Source organism: Streptomyces hokutonensis (assembly GCF_000376565.1).
In the GTDB taxonomy this organism is placed as follows: Bacteria; Actinomycetota; Actinomycetes; order Streptomycetales; family Streptomycetaceae; genus Streptomyces; species Streptomyces hokutonensis.
Genome location: NZ_BARG01000021.1, coordinates 176,476 through 194,126 on the forward strand (window position 1 = coordinate 176,476; position 17,651 = coordinate 194,126).

Sequence of the window (17,651 nt, forward strand, 5' to 3'; positions counted from 1 at the left end):
TTTTTGTCTGCGGGCCGGTGGGGCTGGTCGCGCCCACGCGGCGGAGCCGCATATCGATACAGCCCCGCGCCCCTGACGGGGCGCACCCATCCCGGCGTACGCCCGCGCGTCCGCACCCCCTTTTCCTCGCGCTCTCCCCCACACCGCCCCGCCCCGCGATAGTGGCCGTTCGTCCGCTATCGGGGGAGGTCGACGGTGGGAAGCAAGGGTGACTCGGGGCAGGCGGGGCCGTCCGCGTCGGAGCAGCTGCTGTTCGGTGGGCCCTTGCGGTACGACATGGGGTGGAACCAGCACACCGACGCGTTCCTGGAGCTGAGCTTCCGGGCCATGGTGACGCGGTTGCCGGCGATGCTGGGGTCGAGTTTCCGGCTGGCCTGGCAGGCCGATCCACGGGCCGCGCGGATCGTGCTGGCCGCCGAGGCCGGCCGGGGTGTCACGCAGGCGGTGAGTCTGCTCGCGGTCAACAGCGTGCTGGGGCGGCTGATCACCGGCGGCGCGATCGCGGACCGACTGCACGGCGCTGTGCCCGCGCTGGTCACGATGGCCGCCGTACTGCTGGTGGGCGCGCTGCTGCGGGCCGCGTCGACGTATGCGACCGGCCGGCTGGAGCCGAAGGTGGAGCGGGTCGCGACCGAGCTGTACCTGGAGCGGGCGGCGGCCGTGGAGCTGGCCGCGATCGAGGACCACGCGTTCCACAAGCTGCTGGACACCGCGCAGTACGGCGCCTCCTCGGCCCGCCGCATGATCTCGCTGGCGACGCGGGTGATGAACGCGGTGATCTCGCTGATCGCTGCGGCGGGTGTGCTGACCGTGCTGCATCCGGCGCTGCTTCCGCTGCTGGTGACGATGACGCTGCCGAGCGCGTGGGGCGCCCTGACGAACGCGCGCCGCCGCTACGAGTCGTTCCACATCTGGGTGCAGCACGCCCGGGCCGGCCATCTCATCAGCGGTCTGCTCACCGAACCGGAGGCGGCGCCGGAGATCCGGGTCCACGGGGTCGGCCCGTTCCTACTGCGCCACTTCCACTCGATGTCGGAGAGCGCGGAGGCGGAGCAGGCCCGGCTGGCCCGGCTCGCGGCCCGTACCGGGCTGATCGCGGCGACCTGGACGGGCCTGGCGACGGCGGCGACGTACGCGACGCTGGGCGGGCTGCTGCTGTCCGGTGCGATGGCGCTGTCGGTGGCGGGTACGGCGGTGATCGCGATCCGCACCGGTTCCGGGAGCCTCGACACGCTGGTGCTCGCGGTGAACCAGCTGCACGAGGAGGCCCTGTTCGTGGGCGATCTGGAGAAGCTGTACAAGGAGGCGGCGGAGCGGGCGATCTCGGTCGGCGGGGCGGCGCTGCCCGAGGAACCGCGGGAGATCCGCTTCGAGAACGTCACGTTCAGTTACCCGGGCGAGTCCACCCACCCCGCGCTCGACGACGTCACGCTCAGGCTGCCGCTCGGCCGGATCATCGCGCTGGTCGGCGAGAACGGCTCCAGCAAGACGACCCTGGTCAAGCTGCTGGCCGGGCTGTACCGGCCGGACCGGGGCCGGATCCTGTGGGACGGCGTCGACGCGGCGACGGCCGACCGGCACCAACTGGCCGACCGGATCGCGATGGTGGCGCAGAACTTCAAGCGCTGGCCGTTCACGGCCCGGGTCAACGTGGCCGTCGGGCGGTCCGCCGCGCCGCTCACCGAGGAGCGATTGGCCGGTGCGCTCGCCGAGGCCGGCGCCGAGGACGTGGTCGCGGATCTGCCGCGCGGCCTGGACACCCTGCTGGCCCGCAACTTCAGCGGCGGGCACGAGCTGTCGGGCGGCCAGTGGCAGCGGCTCGGTATCGCCCGGGCCGCCTACCGCAAGGGCCGCATCCTGATCGTGGACGAGCCGACCGCCGCCCTCGACGCCCGTGCCGAGCTGGAGGTCTTCGAGAAGATCCGCGCGCTGGCCGGCACCGGCCAGACGGTGGTCCTGATCACCCACCGGCTGGCGTCCGTACGCCACGCGGACCTGGTGCACGTCCTGGACCAGGGGCGGCTGGTGGAGTCCGGGACGCCCGACGAACTCCTGCTCAGCGGCGGTGTCTACGCGGAGCTGTACGCGCTCCAGGCGGACCAGTTCACGGCGAAGGTGCCCGCCCCGAAGGCGGGCTGACGGGTCAGGCGGCCACGTCCACGGTGTCGGCACTGCGCACGATCACCAGAAACATGTCGGTCGCGATGTCCATGACGACCTCGGCGGGCAGCCCTTCAAGACGGCGTGCCTGCGCGAACTCCTCCGCCGGCCACGAGCCACGCGGCCCGCCGGCGGGAAAACGCTGAAGCACCGTTCGCCCGTTCACCCTGTACCTCCCTGTCGTGCTGAACTCGGAGAGCTTCGTGAAGCCTCGTAGAGTTAAACGCCGACAGTACGGTGAACGGCTCGCGAAGTGACGGTACTGAGACATAGTCGACACCTGGCCACACATCTTGAACACAGGTTTCCGTATCAGTCCTCGTACTCGTCGTGGTACAGAACACGTGCGCTGCCGGCGGGCGCCCCCAGCACCGACGCGCGCCCCTTCGGCTCCTCCCACTCCTCCTGCCGCCCCAACGCGGTCAGGTCGAGGAACGACGTAGTCGAGCCGAGCCCGTCGAGCCCGCGCTCGTAGGTCGAGTAGGTGTGGAACACCCGGTCGCGGTCCCGCAGGAAGCAGCTGACCCCGGGCCGCTCGACGGGTTCCCCGTCCCCGACGAGCGTCACGTCGAAGTCCCAGTTGAACTCCCCGCCGAAGGACGAGTACCAGGGCACCGTCCACCCCATCCGCGCCTTGAACGGCAGGATCTTCGTGTACGGCGCCCTCGACACGGCGGCGAACGTGGTGCCGCGCGCCTTCAGATGGGCGAGATGCCCGATCTGGTCGAGGAACGCGGAGCAGCTGCGGCAGCCCGCGTCCCACTCGGGCGCGAACATGAAGTGGTAGACGACGAGTTGGCCGCGTCCCTCGAAGAGGTCGAGCAGGCCGGCCTTCCCGTCGCCGCCCTCGAAGAGATATTCCTTGTCGATCTCCACCATGGGCAGCCCGCGCCGCTCGGCGTTGAGCGCGTCCCGCGCGCGCGTGGCCGCCTTCTCCTTGCCGAGCAGTTCCTCGCGCGCCGCGCGCCACTGCGCGCGCGAGACGATCTCCGGAAGCGACATGGGCCCTCCTGTGACAACGGTCCGTTCAGGGGTGGACCGGGGCGCGGACCGGAACTCATCGCTGCCGCGAAAAGAATTTCAGGCCGAGTGCTTCCCGTACGACACCGGGAGCGTGAGCAGCCCCCGCGCGCGCAGCGAGGGCCGCCACCGCACCTCGCCCTCCCCCAACTCCAGCCGGGGGAAGCGCTCCAGCAGGGCGGCGAGGGCGATCTCGGTCTCGGCGCGGGCCAGCGGTGCGCCCAGGCAGTAGTGGATGCCGTGGCCCAGCGAGAGATGCCCGGTGGTGTCGCGGCCGAGGTCGAGCCGGTCCGGGTCGGGGAAGCGGCCGGGGTCGCGGTTGGCGGCGGACGGGGACACCCAGACCGTCTCGCCGGCGGGGATGGTGACCCCGCCGATGGTGACGTCCTCGACGGGGAAGCGCCGGATGGCGAGCAGCGCGGGCCCTTCGTAGCGCAGGAACTCCTCGACGGCTGCGGGGAGTTGGCCTGGGTCCTTGCGCAACGCGGCCAGCTGCTCCGGGTGTTGCAGCAGGGCGAGCACCGCGTTGCCGATGAGCTGGACGGTGTTCTCGTACCCGGCGAAGAGGATGAGGAAGGCCAGCGACATCAGCTCGTCCTCGCTGAGCCGGTCGTCCTCGTCGCGTACGGCGATCAGGTCGGAGAGCAGGTCGTCGCCGGGCTCTTCCCGTTTGTCGGCGAGGAGTCGGGTGAAGAAGCCGAGCATCGCGACGACCGCGTGCTTGCCGGCCTCGGGCGGTGTCCCGGGGGCGGGCGCGACCAGGGTGTCGGTCCACACCCGGAAGTCCCTGCGGTGCCGGTCGGGCACGCCGAGCAGGTCGCAGATGACGGTGATGGGCAGGGGCGCCGCGTAGGAGGCGATGAGATCGGTGTCGCCGTTCTCGCCCAGTGCGTCGAGGAGTTGGTCGGCGGTGCGTCGAATCGGCGTACGGAGCAACTCGGTTCGGCGCACCGCGAGTGAGCCGGAGGGGCGCGCCGGTGTCGAGAGTGCGGGCGCGCGGAGGCCCGAAGGGCTGAGCACGGTCGTGCTCTCGACACCGGCTGGAGCGCCCCGGAGGCGAGCCGCGGAAGAAAGAGGGGTGAAGGCACGGCCGACCAGGCGGCGGATGCGGGTGTGGTCCGGCGGATCCATGTTCAGGAGGTTCGCGTCGAGCGCGGGCGGCAGCGCGAACCCCTTGTAGGTCCCCGCGGTGGCATGCCTCTTGTCCAGCGAGAGCCGAGGGTCGGCCAGCGCCGCCCGGACGTCCTCGTACCGGGTGACGAGCCAGGCGGGGGTGCCGTCGGGGCCGGCGATGCGGTGCACGGGGGCGCTGTCGCGCAGGCGCCGGTACACGTCGTACGGGTGGTCGAGAAGGCCGTCCGCGAGATCCATGGAGGACAGCCTAGAGGCGACCGGGGCGCGGCTCAGGTGTCGTATTCCTGAATGCGCCGCCCGTGGCTCCGGTCGACGAGTGCGGGCAGCCGGTCCTCCAACTCCCGTACGACTGCGGGCACATCGAGGGTCAGCAGCTCGCGGTCGCGCATCAGGACGCGGCCGTCGACGATCGTGGTGTGGACGTCGGCGGAGCGGGCGCTGTGCACGAGGGTGGCGGCGAGGTCGTGGACGGGCTGGGTGTGCGGCCCGGTGAGGTCGACCAGGATGATGTCGGCCCGCCGGCCCGGCGCGATGGACCCGATCGAGTCACCCAGTCCGACCGCCTGCGCACTCTGGAGGGTGGCGTGGTGCAGCGCCTGACGGGATGTCAGCCAGCGGGGGTCGCCCTCGGTCGACTTCTGGACGAGGGACGTGAGGGCCATCGACTCCCATACGTCGAGGGAGTTGTTGGAGGCGGCGCCGTCCGTGGCGAGTCCGACCGGGATGCCGATGGCGCGCAGGGCACGGATCGGAGTGGTGTCGGGCCAGCCGAACTTGAGGTAGCCGCGGGGCGCGGTGGCCACCGCGACACGGCCGCTCGCGCCCTCCAGGACGGGCAGGTCGCGTTCGGTGATGCCGGTGCCGTGGGCGATGAGCAGGTCGGTGGCCAACAGGCCTGCGTGGTCGAGGACTTCGATGGGGGTGACGCCGTGGCGGGCGAGGCTGGTGTCGGTCTGGTCGCGGTTCTCGGCGGCGTGGATGTGGACGGGGAGGCCGTGCTCCAGGGCGAGTTCGGCGGTGGCGGTGAGGTCGGCGTCAGTCACTGTGTAGGGGGCGTGCGGGGCGAGGGCGGTGGTGATGCGACCGCCGGCCGTGCCCCGGTGCCGTAGCGCGAACTCCACTGATTTCTCCCGGCCTTGAGGGCCCTGGGAGGAGAAGTAGGCCTCGCCGAGGTGGGCGCGGATCCCGCACTCGGCGACCACGGCGGCGACCGTGTCCATCGAGAAGTAGTGGTCGGCGAAGCAGGTGACCCCGGCGCGGATCATTTCGGCACAGGCGAGCCGCGCCCCCAACTCGACGTCTTTTTCGGTGAGGTTTGACTCGACGGGCCAGACGACGTCGTTGAACCACTCCTCCGTGGGCAGGTCCTCGGCGAGCCCGCGCAGCGCGACCATCGGCGCGTGGGTGTGGCAGTTGATCAGCCCCGGCAGGGCGACCTGCCCGCGCGCGTCGATGCGTTCGACGGCGGCGAGGCCGACCGCGTCCGCCGCGCTCGTCACCGACGCGACGAGCCCGTCCCGTACGACGATCTCGGCGTCCTCCCGGAACCCGATCCGCTCTTGATCGTCGTGCACGAGGACGGTGCATCGGGTGATGATGAGATCGGCGGCAGCTTCGGTTCGAGAGGGCCTCATCACGCCAACGTACGACGCCGTCCTCGTGCCGCGTGAGCCGAACCGCGCATCCCGGCGTTGTGCTTTCGCGGACCGGTCCGGGCCCACACCCTTGGCTCAGGACAAGGCTTCTGGAAGGAGCCCCGCATGCTCCTCGGCACCTGGAATCTGGAGAACCTGTACCGTCCCGGCGGCCCGTTCGGCCCCAAGGACAAGGCGGCCTACGAGGCGAAGCTCGCCTCCCTCGCCGCGGTGATCACGGAGCTGGACCCGGTGCTGCTGGGCGTCCAGGAGGTCGGGGAGCCCGAGGCGCTCCAGGACCTGGCCGGGATGCTGAGCGGCGAGTGGCACATCGCCCTGTCCGCGCATCCGGACGGCCGCGGCATCCGGGTCGGCTTCCTCAGCCGCACGGCACCACAGGTGATCGCCGACACGAACGCGTTCCCGGCGAAGCTGCGCCCTGTGCAGTCCGACGACTCGGGGGCCGTGGAACCGACCGCGGGCCGGGGCTTCCTGGCTGTGGAGGTCACGACGGACACCGGCACGCTGACGGTGGCGGTCGCCCATCTGAAGTCCAAGCTGCTGACCTACCCGGGTAACCGTTTCTTCCCCCACGACGAGAGCGAACGGGCCCGCTACGGCGCCTACGCGCTCTACCGGCGGGCCGCCGAGGCGGCGACCCTGCGGGCGCTGGCCGACGAACTGCTCGCCGGTGACGGCCGTACCCGGGACGTGGCCGTCCTCGGTGACATGAACGACGAGGTGCAGGCGGCCACCACACAGATCCTGCTCGGCCCGCCCGGCTCCGAGATCGGCACACCCGGCTACGACCGCCCGGACCAGGGCGACGCGGTCCGGCTGTGGGACGTGGCCCCGCTCATCCCCGCCGACCAGCGCTACTCCCGCATCAACTCCGGGCGCCGCGAACTGATCGACCACATTCTGGCCAGCCACCACCTCGTGCACCAGGTGACGGCGGCGGGGACGGGCCTTCCGGGTGCCGGAGCGCCCCGACTGCCGTCCGTGGGGCCGGATCCGGCGGCACGGCGCGAGGCGCCGGGGTCGGACCACGCACCGGTGTGGGTGCGGGTGGAGTAGCCACCGACGTACCGAACCGGCTATACGGCGACGGGGAGTTCGATGGCACGCAGCCCGACCCGCCCGCGCCCCCGCTCGAACTCCTCCAGCAGATCGGTGAGTTGTTCGATGTGCCGGCGGGTGAGCCGTCCCGTGTCGTCGAGGTGGACGGCGCAGGCGGTGGTGGTGTCGACGAGTCGTTCGAGGACGGCGGCGACCTCGTCGGTGCCCTCCGTGTGCCGGGCGAGGGCGGGGAGTTCGGCGGCCGAGACGGCGATGGCGCCGCGGGCCTCGGCGAGCGTGCGGTAGGCCTCGCGGCGCAGGGTCCAGCGCTCGGCGCGGTCGCCGGACTCGCTCAGCACATGCACGAGATAGGCGTGCGCGGCCTCGCCGGCGGCCGCGAGCCGCGCCCGCACTCCCCCGCCGCGCTTCCCCGGCATCGGCAGATGCCCGACGATCAGGACGATCGCGCAGGCCATCAGCGTCTCCCCGATCCGGCCGGCGGAGGCCTGCGGTTCGCCGCCGACCATCACGAGCGAGAGTACGAGGACGGTGACGACGGCGGTCTGCGCGGCGAAGTGCCGGGTGGCGACCGGAATGAGCGCACCGCAGAGCGCCACGAGCGCGACGAGCCCCTCCGGTCGGGGCAGCACGGCGGCGAACCCGGCGAAGAGGAGCGCCCCCAGCACGGTCCCCGCCGCCCGGCTCAGCGCCCGGGAGGCGAGCGGTCCGAGGTCGGGCTTGACGAGGAAGACGGCGGTGGCGGGCAGCCAGTACCAGTGCTCGTGCAGCCCGTACCAGCGGGCCTGGTGCAGGGCCTGCGCGACAGCGACACTGGCCCCGAAGCAGAGGGCGACCCGGAAGCCGTACTCACGCCCTCCGGCACCAAAGGCCGTACGGAACAGATCAGTTGTGGTCCTCCGGCGGGTGTGCAGATCACTCCCCTCCGCCTGGTCGAAGGCGTCGGCGGCGTGCAGCAGGGCGTCGTCGAGGGCGCGCAGCGCGGGCGCGGAACGGTTGGGCGCGGGCAACGGCCCGGTGTGCGCGTTGTCGCGCACGGCGGCGGCGAGCCGACGCGGCCCTTCACCCACGCGGGCCGACACCGCCTCCCCCGCCCAGGCGAGCGCGGTCGCGGCCTCGGCGAGCGGCAGCGCGGCGGCGTACTGCCCGTGCAGCCGCCGCTCGGCCGCGGAACTGGCGTACCGCCGCAGCCGGGGCCCGGCGAGGGCGTCCTGCGCGTGATCGAGAGCGGCGGTGAGCGCGGCGCGCCGGGCCGTCGCGTCCGGACCGCCGGTGGCGTCGAGCAGCGCGGCGATCGCGTCGTAGACGGCGGCCACGGCGTCCCGCTCGCCGTCGAAGCGGTAGTCGCCGGCGATGGCCCCGGGCGTGGGCAGCGCCAGCCGCAGCCCGACCAGCCAGGCGGCCCCGGCGAGAAACGCGAGGGCCCGCTGCCAGCCCGGTTCGGGCAGGGGCATCCCGGCACCGATGGCGGAGGCGACGAGCAGTTGCGTACCGGCACCGGACGCGACCGGCCCGACGGCGCTGAACCCGCCGGCGACCAGCCCGATCCCGGTGAGGAGCAGAGTCAGCACGACGGCTCCGACGTGTTCCCCCGCATACGTCCCGACGAGCAGCCCCGAGGCGCCCGCGAGGGCGGGCCCGCCGAGCCGCTTGACGGAGGCCCGCCGGCTGCCGGGCCGGTCGTTGATCCCGGCGAGCATGGCGCCGAGCGCGGCCAGCACGCCGAGAGACGTCCGGTCGACGAGTACGGCGACGAGGAGGAGCGGCCCGGCGGACAGCGCCCCCCGCGTGACCGCGCTCCAGGGAACCGGCCCGCGCTGGGCGCGCAGGGCGTGGGCGAGCCAGGGCGGAAGGGACAGTGCGACGGTGCGTCGGGACACGGAGCTCCTGTCGTGGCGAGGGCGGGGTGTGCCTTCGGGCGACGGTGGCCGGGGCGGAACTGAGGCTGTGTGTCCACGGTAGTTCGGGGACTTGTGCGGAACGGGCCGGTGGTATTTCGGGGGTGTGAAGGTTGGCCGTAGCGGTGCCTTCTTTATGAACGCAACGCCCGGAAGAGGGCTTCCGCGTCGGAAACCGCGTGCGTGAGCGCCTCCGGTTCCGGGCGCAGCCCCGCCACGATGTCGTCGACGCGCCGCAGCCCGGCCCGCTCCAGCAGCCGCTTCTCGTTCGTCACCCACTCCCCCCGCCCCGCCAGCACCCCGTGCCCGGCCTGTACGGCGGCCACGGCGAGCGCGCCGGCGACCTCGGTGAGGCGGCCCTTCGGGGCGTGGTGGTCCCGCGCGTACGCGAGGGTGGCGCGGGCGGTGCCGTGCCAGCGTTCGGCGGCGGAGCGCCGCAGCTGCTCGGGATAGGTGTCGGGGCGAGGCAGTTCACCCCGCAGCACACGGTTGATCGCGAGTTCGGCGACCACCAGGTAGCTGGGGATTCCGGCGAGATGGAACAGCAACGGCTCCACCCGGAACCGCCCTTCCTCAGCCTCCGCCAACTCCCGCTCCACCACGGCCAGATCGCGATAGTGCACGTCGACCCGCCGCCCGTCGATCGTGAGCCAGGCACCCCCGTTGAAGACTCCGCCACCCCACCCGCCGACCTCGGAGACCTCGCCCTCCCAGCCGAGGGCGCGGAGATCGGCCGGGTCGAAGGAGCCGCGGTAGTAGACCGCCAAGTCCCAGTCGCTGTCGGGGCGGTGGGTGCCCTGGGCGCGGGAGCCGCCGAGGGCGACGGCACGGACGGTGGGGAGGGCGGCGAGACGGTCGGCGGTGGTGTCGAGGAACTGGGCGTCGTCGAGCGTGGGCACGACTGCGGCTCCAACCGGTCGGTCGGGGAAGGGAATCGCCGGAAGCGTACGCACGCGGTGCGCCCGGCGCCACGCGATATCGCCGAGCCCCTCAGCCCGTCGCCGTCACCCCGAAGTCCGCCCCCGAGATGTCCCCGAGCGCCTCCGTGATCCGCAGCAACGGCTCGCGCAGTACGGTCAGTTCGGTGCGCATCGTCTCGGCCTGGGGCCAGGCGGCCTCGTGGTCGAGGGGGGCGGTGTCGGCGGGGCAGCGGGCCTCGTAGGCGGCGAGGCGGGGATGCCAGGTGCTGGTGAAGGGGCGGATGGTGTCGTTGACGAGGGCGTAGGCGAGGCTCTGGACGGTCGGTGCGCCGGAGCCGCGTTCCAGGCCCACGCTGTACGTGTGCAGCGTCCCGCGCGTGAAGTCGATCAGCGACTTCAGGGACGCCAGCGCCTCGCGCAGACTGCCCGTGCCGGGTGCCAGTTCCTGCACCCCGATCCGGGTGACCAGCTCGACCTGGATGTCGAAGGCGGCCATCCGCTCCGACTCGCTGGGTGCCGCCATGGGTGCCTCCCTCCGGCCTCCGGGGAAGGCCAGCGTAGCCGGGCCACGGCGACCGCACAGGCTGCGCAGCGCGGCGTGCCGCAGGGACTCGGTGCGGGCGGGGGCCGGGTCGTGGTGGTGCCAGGCGTGCAGGGTGACGGGGTGGAGCCGCCAGCCGCCGTCGTCCGCCGGTGCGAGCAGGCTGCGTACGCGCAGCTCGGCGACGCCGTTCGCGGCCCGCCGCGCGGCGACGGCCCTGGGCACCCGGTCGGCGGCGGCGAGCACCCGCTCCGCGTCCTCCGCGGTCAACGGCAGTGGATGCAGTACGGCGGCGCAGCGCAGCACGTCGGCGGCGTCCGCCGTGTCGACGTCCCGGACGAGAGCACCGGTCACGTCCCCCTCGGCGAGGGCGTCGAGAAGTGACGTCCCGCGCGCGTGCAGCCTGCCGTACAGCTCGCGCGGCTGATGACCGGCCCGGATCGCGCGGGCCAGCAGGCCGAGGGCGAGCGGATGTCCGTCCAGCGCCTCGGCCAGTGCCTCGTCCCCGCCGACGAGCACGCGCGCGTGCGGGGCGTCGAGCGGCCCGAGGTCCACGGGGGTGCCGATCCCGTCGTAGGCGCGGCTGCGCAGGGTGAAGACGGTGTGGCCGAGCGGGTGGGGCGCGGCCATCGCGGCGATGTCGCGGGCGGTGAGCCGGTCGTCGGGGACGGAGTCGACGATCCACAGGAACGGTTCGGCGGTACCGAAGGAGGTGACGCCGGAGTCGGAGAGCGCGCGCACGGCGTCGTCGTACGCCTGCCCGCTCACCCAGAAGACACCGCCGGGGTAGGCCGCCTCGAAGCGGAGGGCGTACTCCTGGGCGAGGGCGGACTTGCCGATGCCGGCCATTCCGCGGATCTGTACGGCGCGTGCGGCGGCGCGGCCGGTGACCAGGGGCGCGGAGTGGGCGTGCAGGGCGGAGTGCACCTGCCAGAGTTCGGAGAGGCGGCCCAGGAACTCGGGGCGCGGTTCCGGGGAGCCCAACAGCCATCGTCGTACGGCGCGTTCCTGGATCGCCATCGGGCCGTCGAGGCGGGCGACGTGCTCGCGTACGTCGGCCACCAGGGCGCTGAGGTCGTGCGCCGGGGCGTGCCGGGCGTCACGGAGTTCGACGGGGTGGATGTGGTCCGTGGTCGCCTCGGGATTGACGACCATGACGCGACCGCGCGGATCACCTTCCCGCAGGCCGGCCAGGTAGGCCGTCGTCAACTCCCATTGGCAGGCCTCGCGTTCGGGGTAGCCGGCGGAGTAGTAGGCGAGCAGCGCCTTGGAGCGGGCCAGTTCGCGCCGGATGGTGTCGCTGATGCCGGCGAAGGACGCGACCCCGGTCTCGTCCGTGAACACGTCGAGCCCGCCGTCGCGCAGCAGCCGCGCGAGCGGTCGCACCCGCTCCACGTCACCGCGGCTGTAGCTGAGAAAGACGTCCCACACGGCGACTTACCCTACTGTGGGTACCGGGGAGGGCGATCATGAGACACAGGCAGCGCAGGCGGCGGGGTCCGGGCGGTCCGTCGCAGATCACGGCCAGGCTGACGATCCCGTTCGTCGGCGAGATCTCGGGCACCTGGGAACCGGCCGACGCGGAACGCAGCGCGGCCTGGGAGCTGTACCTGGAACTGGTCACCCGCGTCTCGGTCGAGGAACTCTCCCCCGACGAGGGCTTCCTGCGCGAGGCCCTGTCCTCCCTCTACACCTTCTTCGGCACCACCCGGGACATACTCCGCCGCTACGGCCCGGACATCGCCCCGCCCCTGGCCCCCGGCCACGTCAGCTTCGCCGTCCTCGCGGTCACCGTCCTCAACCGCGTCCTGCGCCCCCTGCTCGCGTCCTGGCATCCCCGCCTCGCGGCCTACGAGTCGCAGCGGCCCGAGGGCCGGGACCCGGTGGCGTGGGAGCGGGAGTGGGAACACGAGGACGCGCTGCGCCGGGCGATCTCCGAGGTGCGGAGTTCGCTGATGTCACTGGCCCGGACCTTGCAGGAGGTGGCGGGAGTCAGCGACCTCATCGACCTGCCCGCACCGCGCGGCCCCGAGAACACGCCGACGGCGGCGAATCGGGGCACCCCCCCCCGGAGGCTCAGCGGGGTCCTGACACCTCCGACACGACCGGCTGAAGTCGCTCTCGCGGCCTGAGACCGGGCCCTCGGACCGATTGTCAGTGGTGCGCGCTTCAATGGAGTGGTCACTGAGAGTCACCACGGGGGAGCGGTCGATGACAGCGCACGGGATGTATGAGAGCGGGCCGGGGCAAGCTGCGGGTGGCGGCGACCCGCAGGCCGCACGGACGCATCTCTCGGCGGCCGGGTTGCGCGCGCGGGGATGGACCGCCGGCATGGTGCGTCAACTGCTCGGCGAACCCGATCTGTTGCGGGCCAACCCGCATGTCAGGTCGTCCCCGCCGACCCGCCTGTACCGCGTCGAACGGGTCGAGACCGCCGAGCGCAGCGACGCGTTCCGGGCCGTCGCGGCGACTGCCGCGCGACGGTCCGCCGCGGCCAGGAGCGCCGCTCGCCGCAGGCGGCGGGAGGTCCTGACGCGCATCACGGCCGAGCCGATCGACGTACCGCGCCTGACCCCGCAGCGGCTGACGGCACTGGCGGTCGAGCACCGCAACCGGCAGGACGAGGAGCGCACGTACACAGCCACAGTCGAAGGTGCCGATCCCTCCGAGCTCGACCGGTGGAAGGTCGACTATCTGCGCCATCGCCTGACTCGCTACGACGAACTCCTGAGCGGGCTGCACGGCACCACCGGCCGCGCCGCGGCGGAGGAACTGCTCCGGCGCCGGCTCTACGCGGCCATCACCGAGGCGTACCCGCTCCTTGCACAGGAGTGCGAACGCCGGCTGGCGGCAGTCCGCCGGTAATTCGGATGCGGGTGCCGTCGTCCACGTGATCCGCTGACGTCCCGCAGGGCGAAGCCCGCCGCCGACCCCCACCCCTGGGAGACCCCGTGCTCGAACGCGTCACCGTCCCCGGTCTCTTTCCACCGCCCACGTACTCCCACGCCACCGTCGTCGAGGCCGGGACGAAGCTCGCCCTCCTCGCCGGTGCCGTTCCGCTCGACGCCGACGGCAACGTGGTCGGTGAGGGGGACGCGGTGCGGCAGGCCGAGCAGGTGCTCGTGAATCTGGGTGAGCAACTGCGGGCGGTCGGCAGCGACTTGGAGCATGTCGTGGCGACGGACGTGTACGTCGTGAGCAGTGAGCCCTCGGTGCTGTCCGCCGTGTGGGAGGTGGTCGAGGCATCCGGGCTCGGTGCGGGGCCGCATTCGTCGACGCTCGTCGGCGTGGCCTGCCTCGGGTACCGCGGGCAGCTCGTGGAGATCACTGCGACAGCCGTCGTACCGCCCGCACCGGAAGAGGTGGCGCAGCCGTGAATTCCGACCCCGGGACCGCCGTCACCCTCCGCCGGGCGACCGCCCCCGACGCTCGCCCCGTCGCCGACGTGTGGCTGCGGTCCTTCGCCGCCGCGCTGCCGACCGTTGTCAGCCCGCGGTCCGCCGATGACGTGCGCGAATACTTCCGGGATGTCGTCGTGCCGTTGCGCGAGGTGTGGGTGGCCGATGCGGGAGACGGCGGCGGAGTTGTGGGGCTGATGGTGCTCAACGGCGGTCTGCTGTCGCAGCTCTACCTCGATCCGGACTGGCGCGGGCGCGGTCTCGGGGACCGGTTCGTGGAGCTGGCCAAGGAGCGGAGTCCGGAGGGCCTGGAGCTGTGGACCTTTCAGGTCAACAAGCCCGCGCACCGGTTCTACGAGCGGCACGGCTTCGTCGCCGTCGAGTTCACGGACGGCAGCGGCAACGAGGAGCGCGAGCCCGATGTGCGGTACGTGTGGGAGCCCAAGTCCTAGGTCAGGGGCCTGCGTTGGCTGCGTTGCGGGCCAGTTCCAAGGCGTACGACGGCCACCACTCGCCCGCCGCCGGGCCGCCCCGGCAGGTGCCGTCGGACTCGCCGGGGCGTTTGATCCACAGGTAGGCGTCGAGAAGGGGGTTGTCCGTGCGGGTCGTCGGCGGGGTGCCCAGTGCGCGGCCGGGCGGATTGCACCACGCGTCGGTGCCGGCGTAGGGGCCGTTGCCGTTGCGGCTGGTGTCGATGACGTAGTGCTTGCCGGCGAGGTCCTTGGAGAGCTCGTCGCCGTACGCCGAACTCACCTTGTTCGTCTGGAAGTTGGAGACGTTCAGAGCGACCCCGTCGGCACGGGCGACCCCGGACGCCTTCAGCGCGTCGACCAGTCGCCAGGCCTCGGGGATCCAGCCGGAGTTGCCGGCGTCGAGGTAGACGTGGGTGCGTGGTTGACGTTTGAGGCGGTCGACGGCATACGCGAGCAGGGCGTAGCGGTCGGTCGCCACGACCCGGGTGCAGCCGGCGACCACCTGGGCGACGGCGTCCGGTTCGACGACGACGTAGGCGCCCCGGTCGCCCAGGGCGGTCGCGAACTCGTCGATCCAGGTGCGGTAGGCGGCCGCGGTGGGGGCGCCGCCGAGTGAGTACTGGCCGCAGTCGCGGTTCGGGATGTAGTACGCCACGAGGACCGCGGTCTGTCCGGCGCGGGCGGCGGCGGTGGTGCGGGCGCGGACGACCGGGCCGGGGTCGGGGCCGTTGAGCCACTCGGCCTCGGGTCTGGTGGCGATGCGGTCCATGAGCGTGGCGTCGGCTGTTCGGCCGTCCTCGCGCCAGATGGCCGCCTGTAGCGCGGCTCGGGAGTCGGGGGTGGTCCAGAAGGGTTCCGGTACGTCGCGGGTTGCCCCGGCACAGAGTCCTGCGAGGAGCGTGGCGAGGAGGGCTCGCTGTACCGGCGTGGGCAAGGGAGGCTCCGTTCTTGCCGGTGGGGTCTTGTCCTTCCGGGAGTTTGCGGGGCACACCTCGACGAGTCGCCGTAGCTTCGGTCAGGTCGTTGCGAGATCACCCCTATGGATGCGCTATCGAGAGTGCCGCGATGTGTTGTTTGGCGGCTGCGGCGGCGTCGTGGCTGGTCGCGCAGTTCCCCGCGCCCCTGAAGGGGCGCTGCCCCACGCCCTCCTTTTAGGCACCGGCCGCGCATAGCTCCCCGCCCTGCTCGTCCTCAGTCCCAGTCCCACCAGCGACTCCGCCAGCTTCACCGCCGCGCCGACCCCGTCGACCACCGGCAGCCCCAGCTTCTCCCCCACCGCCCGCTGCAGTCCCGTCATCCCGGCGCAGCCCAGCACCAGTACCTCGGCGCCGGCCGCGCGCGCCCGTTCCGCCGCCGTGAGGAACGCGGCCTCCGTGCGGGCCTCGTCACCGCCCAGGTCCAGGACACTGAGCCCCGTCCCCACCACCGCCGCGCAGTTGCGGCCCACCCCCGCCAGCTCCAGGCTGTCCTCGATCTGGCCGCAGGAGCGTTCCAGCGTGGTGACGACACCGTAGCGGCGGCCCAGCAGGCAGGCCAGGTGGGCGGCCGCCTCGGTGATGTCGACGACCGGTACGTCCACCAACTCCCGGACGCCTTCCCGTCCGTGCTCGCCGAAACCCGCCATGACGACCGCGTCGTAGGACGGGCCGTCGTATGTCCGCAGCAGGTCCATGACGGCCGCCGCCGAGAGGTAGCTGTCGAGCCAGCCCTCCGCCGACTCCGGTCCCCATGCGGGGGTCAGTCCGGTCACGGTGGTGCCCGGGCCTGCGGCGGCCCGGGCACCTCGTACGATCTCCTCGGTCATCTCCTGCGTGGTGTTGCAGTTGGTGACGACGATGCGCACGCTCGTCAGACCTCCAGAGGCTGGGCGGCGGTTCGCTCGGAGCGGCAGATCAGCAGGTACAGGCCGGCGCCGAGTGCCGTGCCGATGAACCAGGAGTACGGGGCGACGTCGCTGAACGTCTTCACCAGTGCGAGTACGGCCGCGACGCCCGCCGAGGGCAGGAACGCCCACAGGGCCTTGGGGTTGACGCCCTTGCGGTAGTAGTAGCGGGAGCCGGGGGTCGCGTCGAAGAGTTCGTCCACGTCGATACGGCCGCGCTTCACCCAGTAGTAGTCGACCATGATCACGCCGAACAGCGGGCCCAGGAAGGCGCCGAGGCCGCCGAGGAAGTAGTTGACGACCGTGGGGTTCGAGAAGAGGTTCCACGGGGTGACGACGAGTGCGGCGACCGTGCTGATCATGCCGCCGATCTTGAAGGTGATCTTCTGCGGCCAGACGTTGGCCAGGTCGTACGCCGGTGAGACGAAGTTGGCGACGATGTTGACGCCCATGGTGGCGACGGCGAACGTGAACGCGCCCAGCACCATCACCCAGGTGTTGCCGACCTTGGCGACCAACTCGGCCGGGTCGGTGATGGCCTGTCCCCAGACCTCGAGCGAGCCGGCTGTGACGATGACCGAAACGACCACGAACGCCGTGGAGTTGATGGGCAGGCCCCAGAAGTTGCCGCGGCGGACGGTCTTGTAGTCGGGCGCGAAGCGGGAGAAGTCGCAGAAGTTGAGCATCAGGGTGCCGTAGGTGGCGAGGATCAGGCCGATCGCGCCGAACCACTGGCGCCACTGCTCGCCGAACGAGACCGGGTGCGGGGTGGAGGTCAGCGAGATCGACCAACCGGCCTTCGCCAGCACCCAGATGGCCAGCGCGATCATCACGAGCCAGATCGCGGGGCCGCAGAAGTCCTGGAACTTCCGTACGGATTCCATGCCTTGGCTGATGATCACCGCCTGGATCAGCCACAGGGACACGAAGGAGACCCAGCCGAGGGCGTCAAGTCCCAGGAAGGAGTGGTGAGTCCAGGATTCCAGGCCCGGCCAGGCGGCCAGCAGCATCACGTTGACGGCTACGGACGCCAGGTAGGTCTGGATGCCGTACCACATGATGGCGATCACAGCCCGGATGAGGGCCGGGATGTTGGCGCCCCAGACGCCGAAGCTGATACGGCTGACGACCGGGAACGGGACGCCGTGCGCCTGTCCGATCTTCCCCATCCAGTTCATGCCGACGTAGATGAGCACGAAGCCGACGAGGAGAGAGGTGAAGACCTGCCAGACGTTCATGCCGAGGACCAGCAGGCCCGCGGCGAACGTGTAGTTGCCGAGGTTGTGGACGTCCGACATCCACATGGCGAAGAGGTCGAAGACCTTCCAGTTGCGCTTGTCGGCGGGGGCGAGGTCTTCGTTGGTGAGCCGGGGGTCGGGGACGAACGCTGGGGTGCCGGTGGCTTCGGCACGGTCGGCGAGGGACACGGGGCCTCCAGGGCAAGGGGACGGAGGTGCGAGGAGGGGTGGGGGGTGGGAGAAGTGAGCGGGACGGCCGTCGATGTCGTTTGGTAT

Annotated in this window: 16 protein-coding genes; 6 read left to right on the forward strand and 10 right to left on the reverse strand. The window is 71.9% G+C overall.

The features are described from left to right. The first annotated feature begins 195 nt into the window (after window positions 1-195). Window positions 196-2,139 carry an ABC transporter ATP-binding protein gene (locus SSP08S_RS10875; protein WP_019067618.1) on the forward strand — a complete coding sequence of 648 codons (1,944 nt, stop codon included), beginning with the start codon at window positions 196-198 and terminating at the stop codon, window positions 2,137-2,139. 4 nt (window positions 2,140-2,143) lie between these two features. Here the strand turns inward: SSP08S_RS10875 and SSP08S_RS10880 are convergent, their stop codons facing one another. From SSP08S_RS10880 to SSP08S_RS10895, 4 genes are all read right to left on the reverse strand, one after another. Beyond that, a complete protein-coding gene (locus SSP08S_RS10880) occupies window positions 2,144-2,326 on the reverse strand; it encodes a DUF8839 family protein (RefSeq protein ID WP_019067619.1) in 183 nt (60 codons plus the stop codon). Window positions 2,327-2,472: 146 nt separating this feature from the next. Further along, window positions 2,473-3,162 (reverse strand): DUF899 domain-containing protein, encoded by a 690-nt coding sequence (locus tag SSP08S_RS10885; protein ID WP_019067620.1) that lies wholly within the window; start codon window positions 3,160-3,162, stop codon window positions 2,473-2,475. A 78-nt stretch (window positions 3,163-3,240) separates the two neighbouring features. Next, entirely contained in the window at window positions 3,241-4,551 is a 1,311-nt protein-coding gene (locus tag SSP08S_RS55155; protein ID WP_019067621.1) for a cytochrome P450 family protein, read from the reverse strand. A gap of 32 nt (window positions 4,552-4,583) precedes the next feature. Then, on the reverse strand, window positions 4,584-5,948 hold the full coding sequence (locus SSP08S_RS10895; RefSeq protein ID WP_019067622.1) for an amidohydrolase: 1,365 nt from the start codon (window positions 5,946-5,948) through the stop codon (window positions 4,584-4,586). A gap of 126 nt (window positions 5,949-6,074) precedes the next feature. On the opposite strand from SSP08S_RS10895, the gene SSP08S_RS10900 reads away from it, so the two are divergent. After that, window positions 6,075-7,025, forward strand: coding sequence for an endonuclease/exonuclease/phosphatase family protein (locus SSP08S_RS10900; RefSeq protein ID WP_019067623.1), 951 nt, complete (start codon window positions 6,075-6,077; stop codon window positions 7,023-7,025). Between the two features lie 20 nt (window positions 7,026-7,045). Here SSP08S_RS10900 and SSP08S_RS10905 read toward each other — a convergent pair whose 3' ends face one another. From SSP08S_RS10905 to SSP08S_RS10915, 3 genes are all read right to left on the reverse strand, one after another. Continuing rightward, window positions 7,046-8,905 carry an FUSC family protein gene (locus SSP08S_RS10905; RefSeq protein ID WP_019067624.1) on the reverse strand — a complete coding sequence of 620 codons (1,860 nt, stop codon included), beginning with the start codon at window positions 8,903-8,905 and terminating at the stop codon, window positions 7,046-7,048. Between the two features lie 152 nt (window positions 8,906-9,057). Continuing rightward, window positions 9,058-9,822, reverse strand: a complete 765-nt coding sequence (locus SSP08S_RS10910; protein WP_019067625.1) for a nucleotidyltransferase domain-containing protein — start codon at window positions 9,820-9,822, stop codon at window positions 9,058-9,060. A 91-nt stretch (window positions 9,823-9,913) separates the two neighbouring features. Further along, the gene (locus SSP08S_RS10915; RefSeq protein WP_019067626.1) at window positions 9,914-11,815 is read right to left on the reverse strand and encodes a TIR domain-containing protein; all 1,902 of its coding nucleotides are present in this window, start codon (window positions 11,813-11,815) and stop codon (window positions 9,914-9,916) included. A gap of 38 nt (window positions 11,816-11,853) precedes the next feature. Here SSP08S_RS10915 and SSP08S_RS10920 point away from each other — a divergent pair, with 38 nt between their 5' ends. From SSP08S_RS10920 to SSP08S_RS10935, 4 genes are all read left to right on the forward strand, one after another. Next, window positions 11,854-12,516, forward strand: a complete 663-nt coding sequence (locus SSP08S_RS10920) for a hypothetical protein (protein WP_019067627.1) — start codon at window positions 11,854-11,856, stop codon at window positions 12,514-12,516. Between the two features lie 79 nt (window positions 12,517-12,595). Then, complete coding sequence (locus SSP08S_RS10925; protein WP_026178379.1) at window positions 12,596-13,249, forward strand: hypothetical protein; 654 nt, start codon at window positions 12,596-12,598, stop codon at window positions 13,247-13,249. A gap of 86 nt (window positions 13,250-13,335) precedes the next feature. Beyond that, the gene (locus tag SSP08S_RS10930) at window positions 13,336-13,761 is read left to right on the forward strand and encodes a RidA family protein (protein ID WP_019067629.1); all 426 of its coding nucleotides are present in this window, start codon (window positions 13,336-13,338) and stop codon (window positions 13,759-13,761) included. After that, a complete protein-coding gene (locus SSP08S_RS10935) occupies window positions 13,758-14,234 on the forward strand; it encodes a GNAT family N-acetyltransferase (RefSeq protein ID WP_019067630.1) in 477 nt (158 codons plus the stop codon). Before SSP08S_RS10930 ends, SSP08S_RS10935 begins: the two co-directional genes overlap by 4 nt. A gap of 1 nt (window position 14,235) precedes the next feature. Here SSP08S_RS10935 and SSP08S_RS10940 read toward each other — a convergent pair whose 3' ends face one another. The 3 genes from SSP08S_RS10940 to SSP08S_RS10950 all read right to left on the reverse strand — a co-directional run bounded on the left by SSP08S_RS10940 (window position 14,236) and on the right by SSP08S_RS10950 (window position 17,564). Then, window positions 14,236-15,189: a glycoside hydrolase family 6 protein gene (locus SSP08S_RS10940; protein ID WP_019067631.1), complete on the reverse strand. Its 954-nt coding sequence runs from the start codon at window positions 15,187-15,189 to the stop codon at window positions 14,236-14,238. A gap of 114 nt (window positions 15,190-15,303) precedes the next feature. Then, window positions 15,304-16,098 (reverse strand): aspartate/glutamate racemase family protein, encoded by a 795-nt coding sequence (locus SSP08S_RS10945; RefSeq protein WP_019067632.1) that lies wholly within the window; start codon window positions 16,096-16,098, stop codon window positions 15,304-15,306. A gap of 5 nt (window positions 16,099-16,103) precedes the next feature. Beyond that, entirely contained in the window at window positions 16,104-17,564 is a 1,461-nt protein-coding gene (locus SSP08S_RS10950) for an NCS1 family nucleobase:cation symporter-1 (RefSeq protein ID WP_019067633.1), read from the reverse strand. Between the last annotated feature and the right edge of the window lie 87 nt (window positions 17,565-17,651).

Excerpts from the sequence above, each read along its gene's own strand:
- SSP08S_RS10885 (WP_019067620.1), bottom strand. The coding sequence starts at position 3,162 with ATGTCGCTTCCGGAGATCGTCTCGCGCGCGCAGTGGCGCGCGGCGCGC.
- SSP08S_RS55155 (WP_019067621.1), bottom strand. The coding sequence starts at position 4,551 with ATGGATCTCGCGGACGGCCTTCTCGACCACCCGTACGACGTGTACCGG.
- SSP08S_RS10895 (WP_019067622.1), bottom strand. The coding sequence starts at position 5,948 with ATGAGGCCCTCTCGAACCGAAGCTGCCGCCGATCTCATCATCACCCGA.
- SSP08S_RS10900 (WP_019067623.1), top strand. The coding sequence starts at position 6,075 with ATGCTCCTCGGCACCTGGAATCTGGAGAACCTGTACCGTCCCGGCGGC.
- SSP08S_RS10920 (WP_019067627.1), top strand. The coding sequence starts at position 11,854 with ATGAGACACAGGCAGCGCAGGCGGCGGGGTCCGGGCGGTCCGTCGCAG.
- SSP08S_RS10925 (WP_026178379.1), top strand. The coding sequence starts at position 12,596 with ATGACAGCGCACGGGATGTATGAGAGCGGGCCGGGGCAAGCTGCGGGT.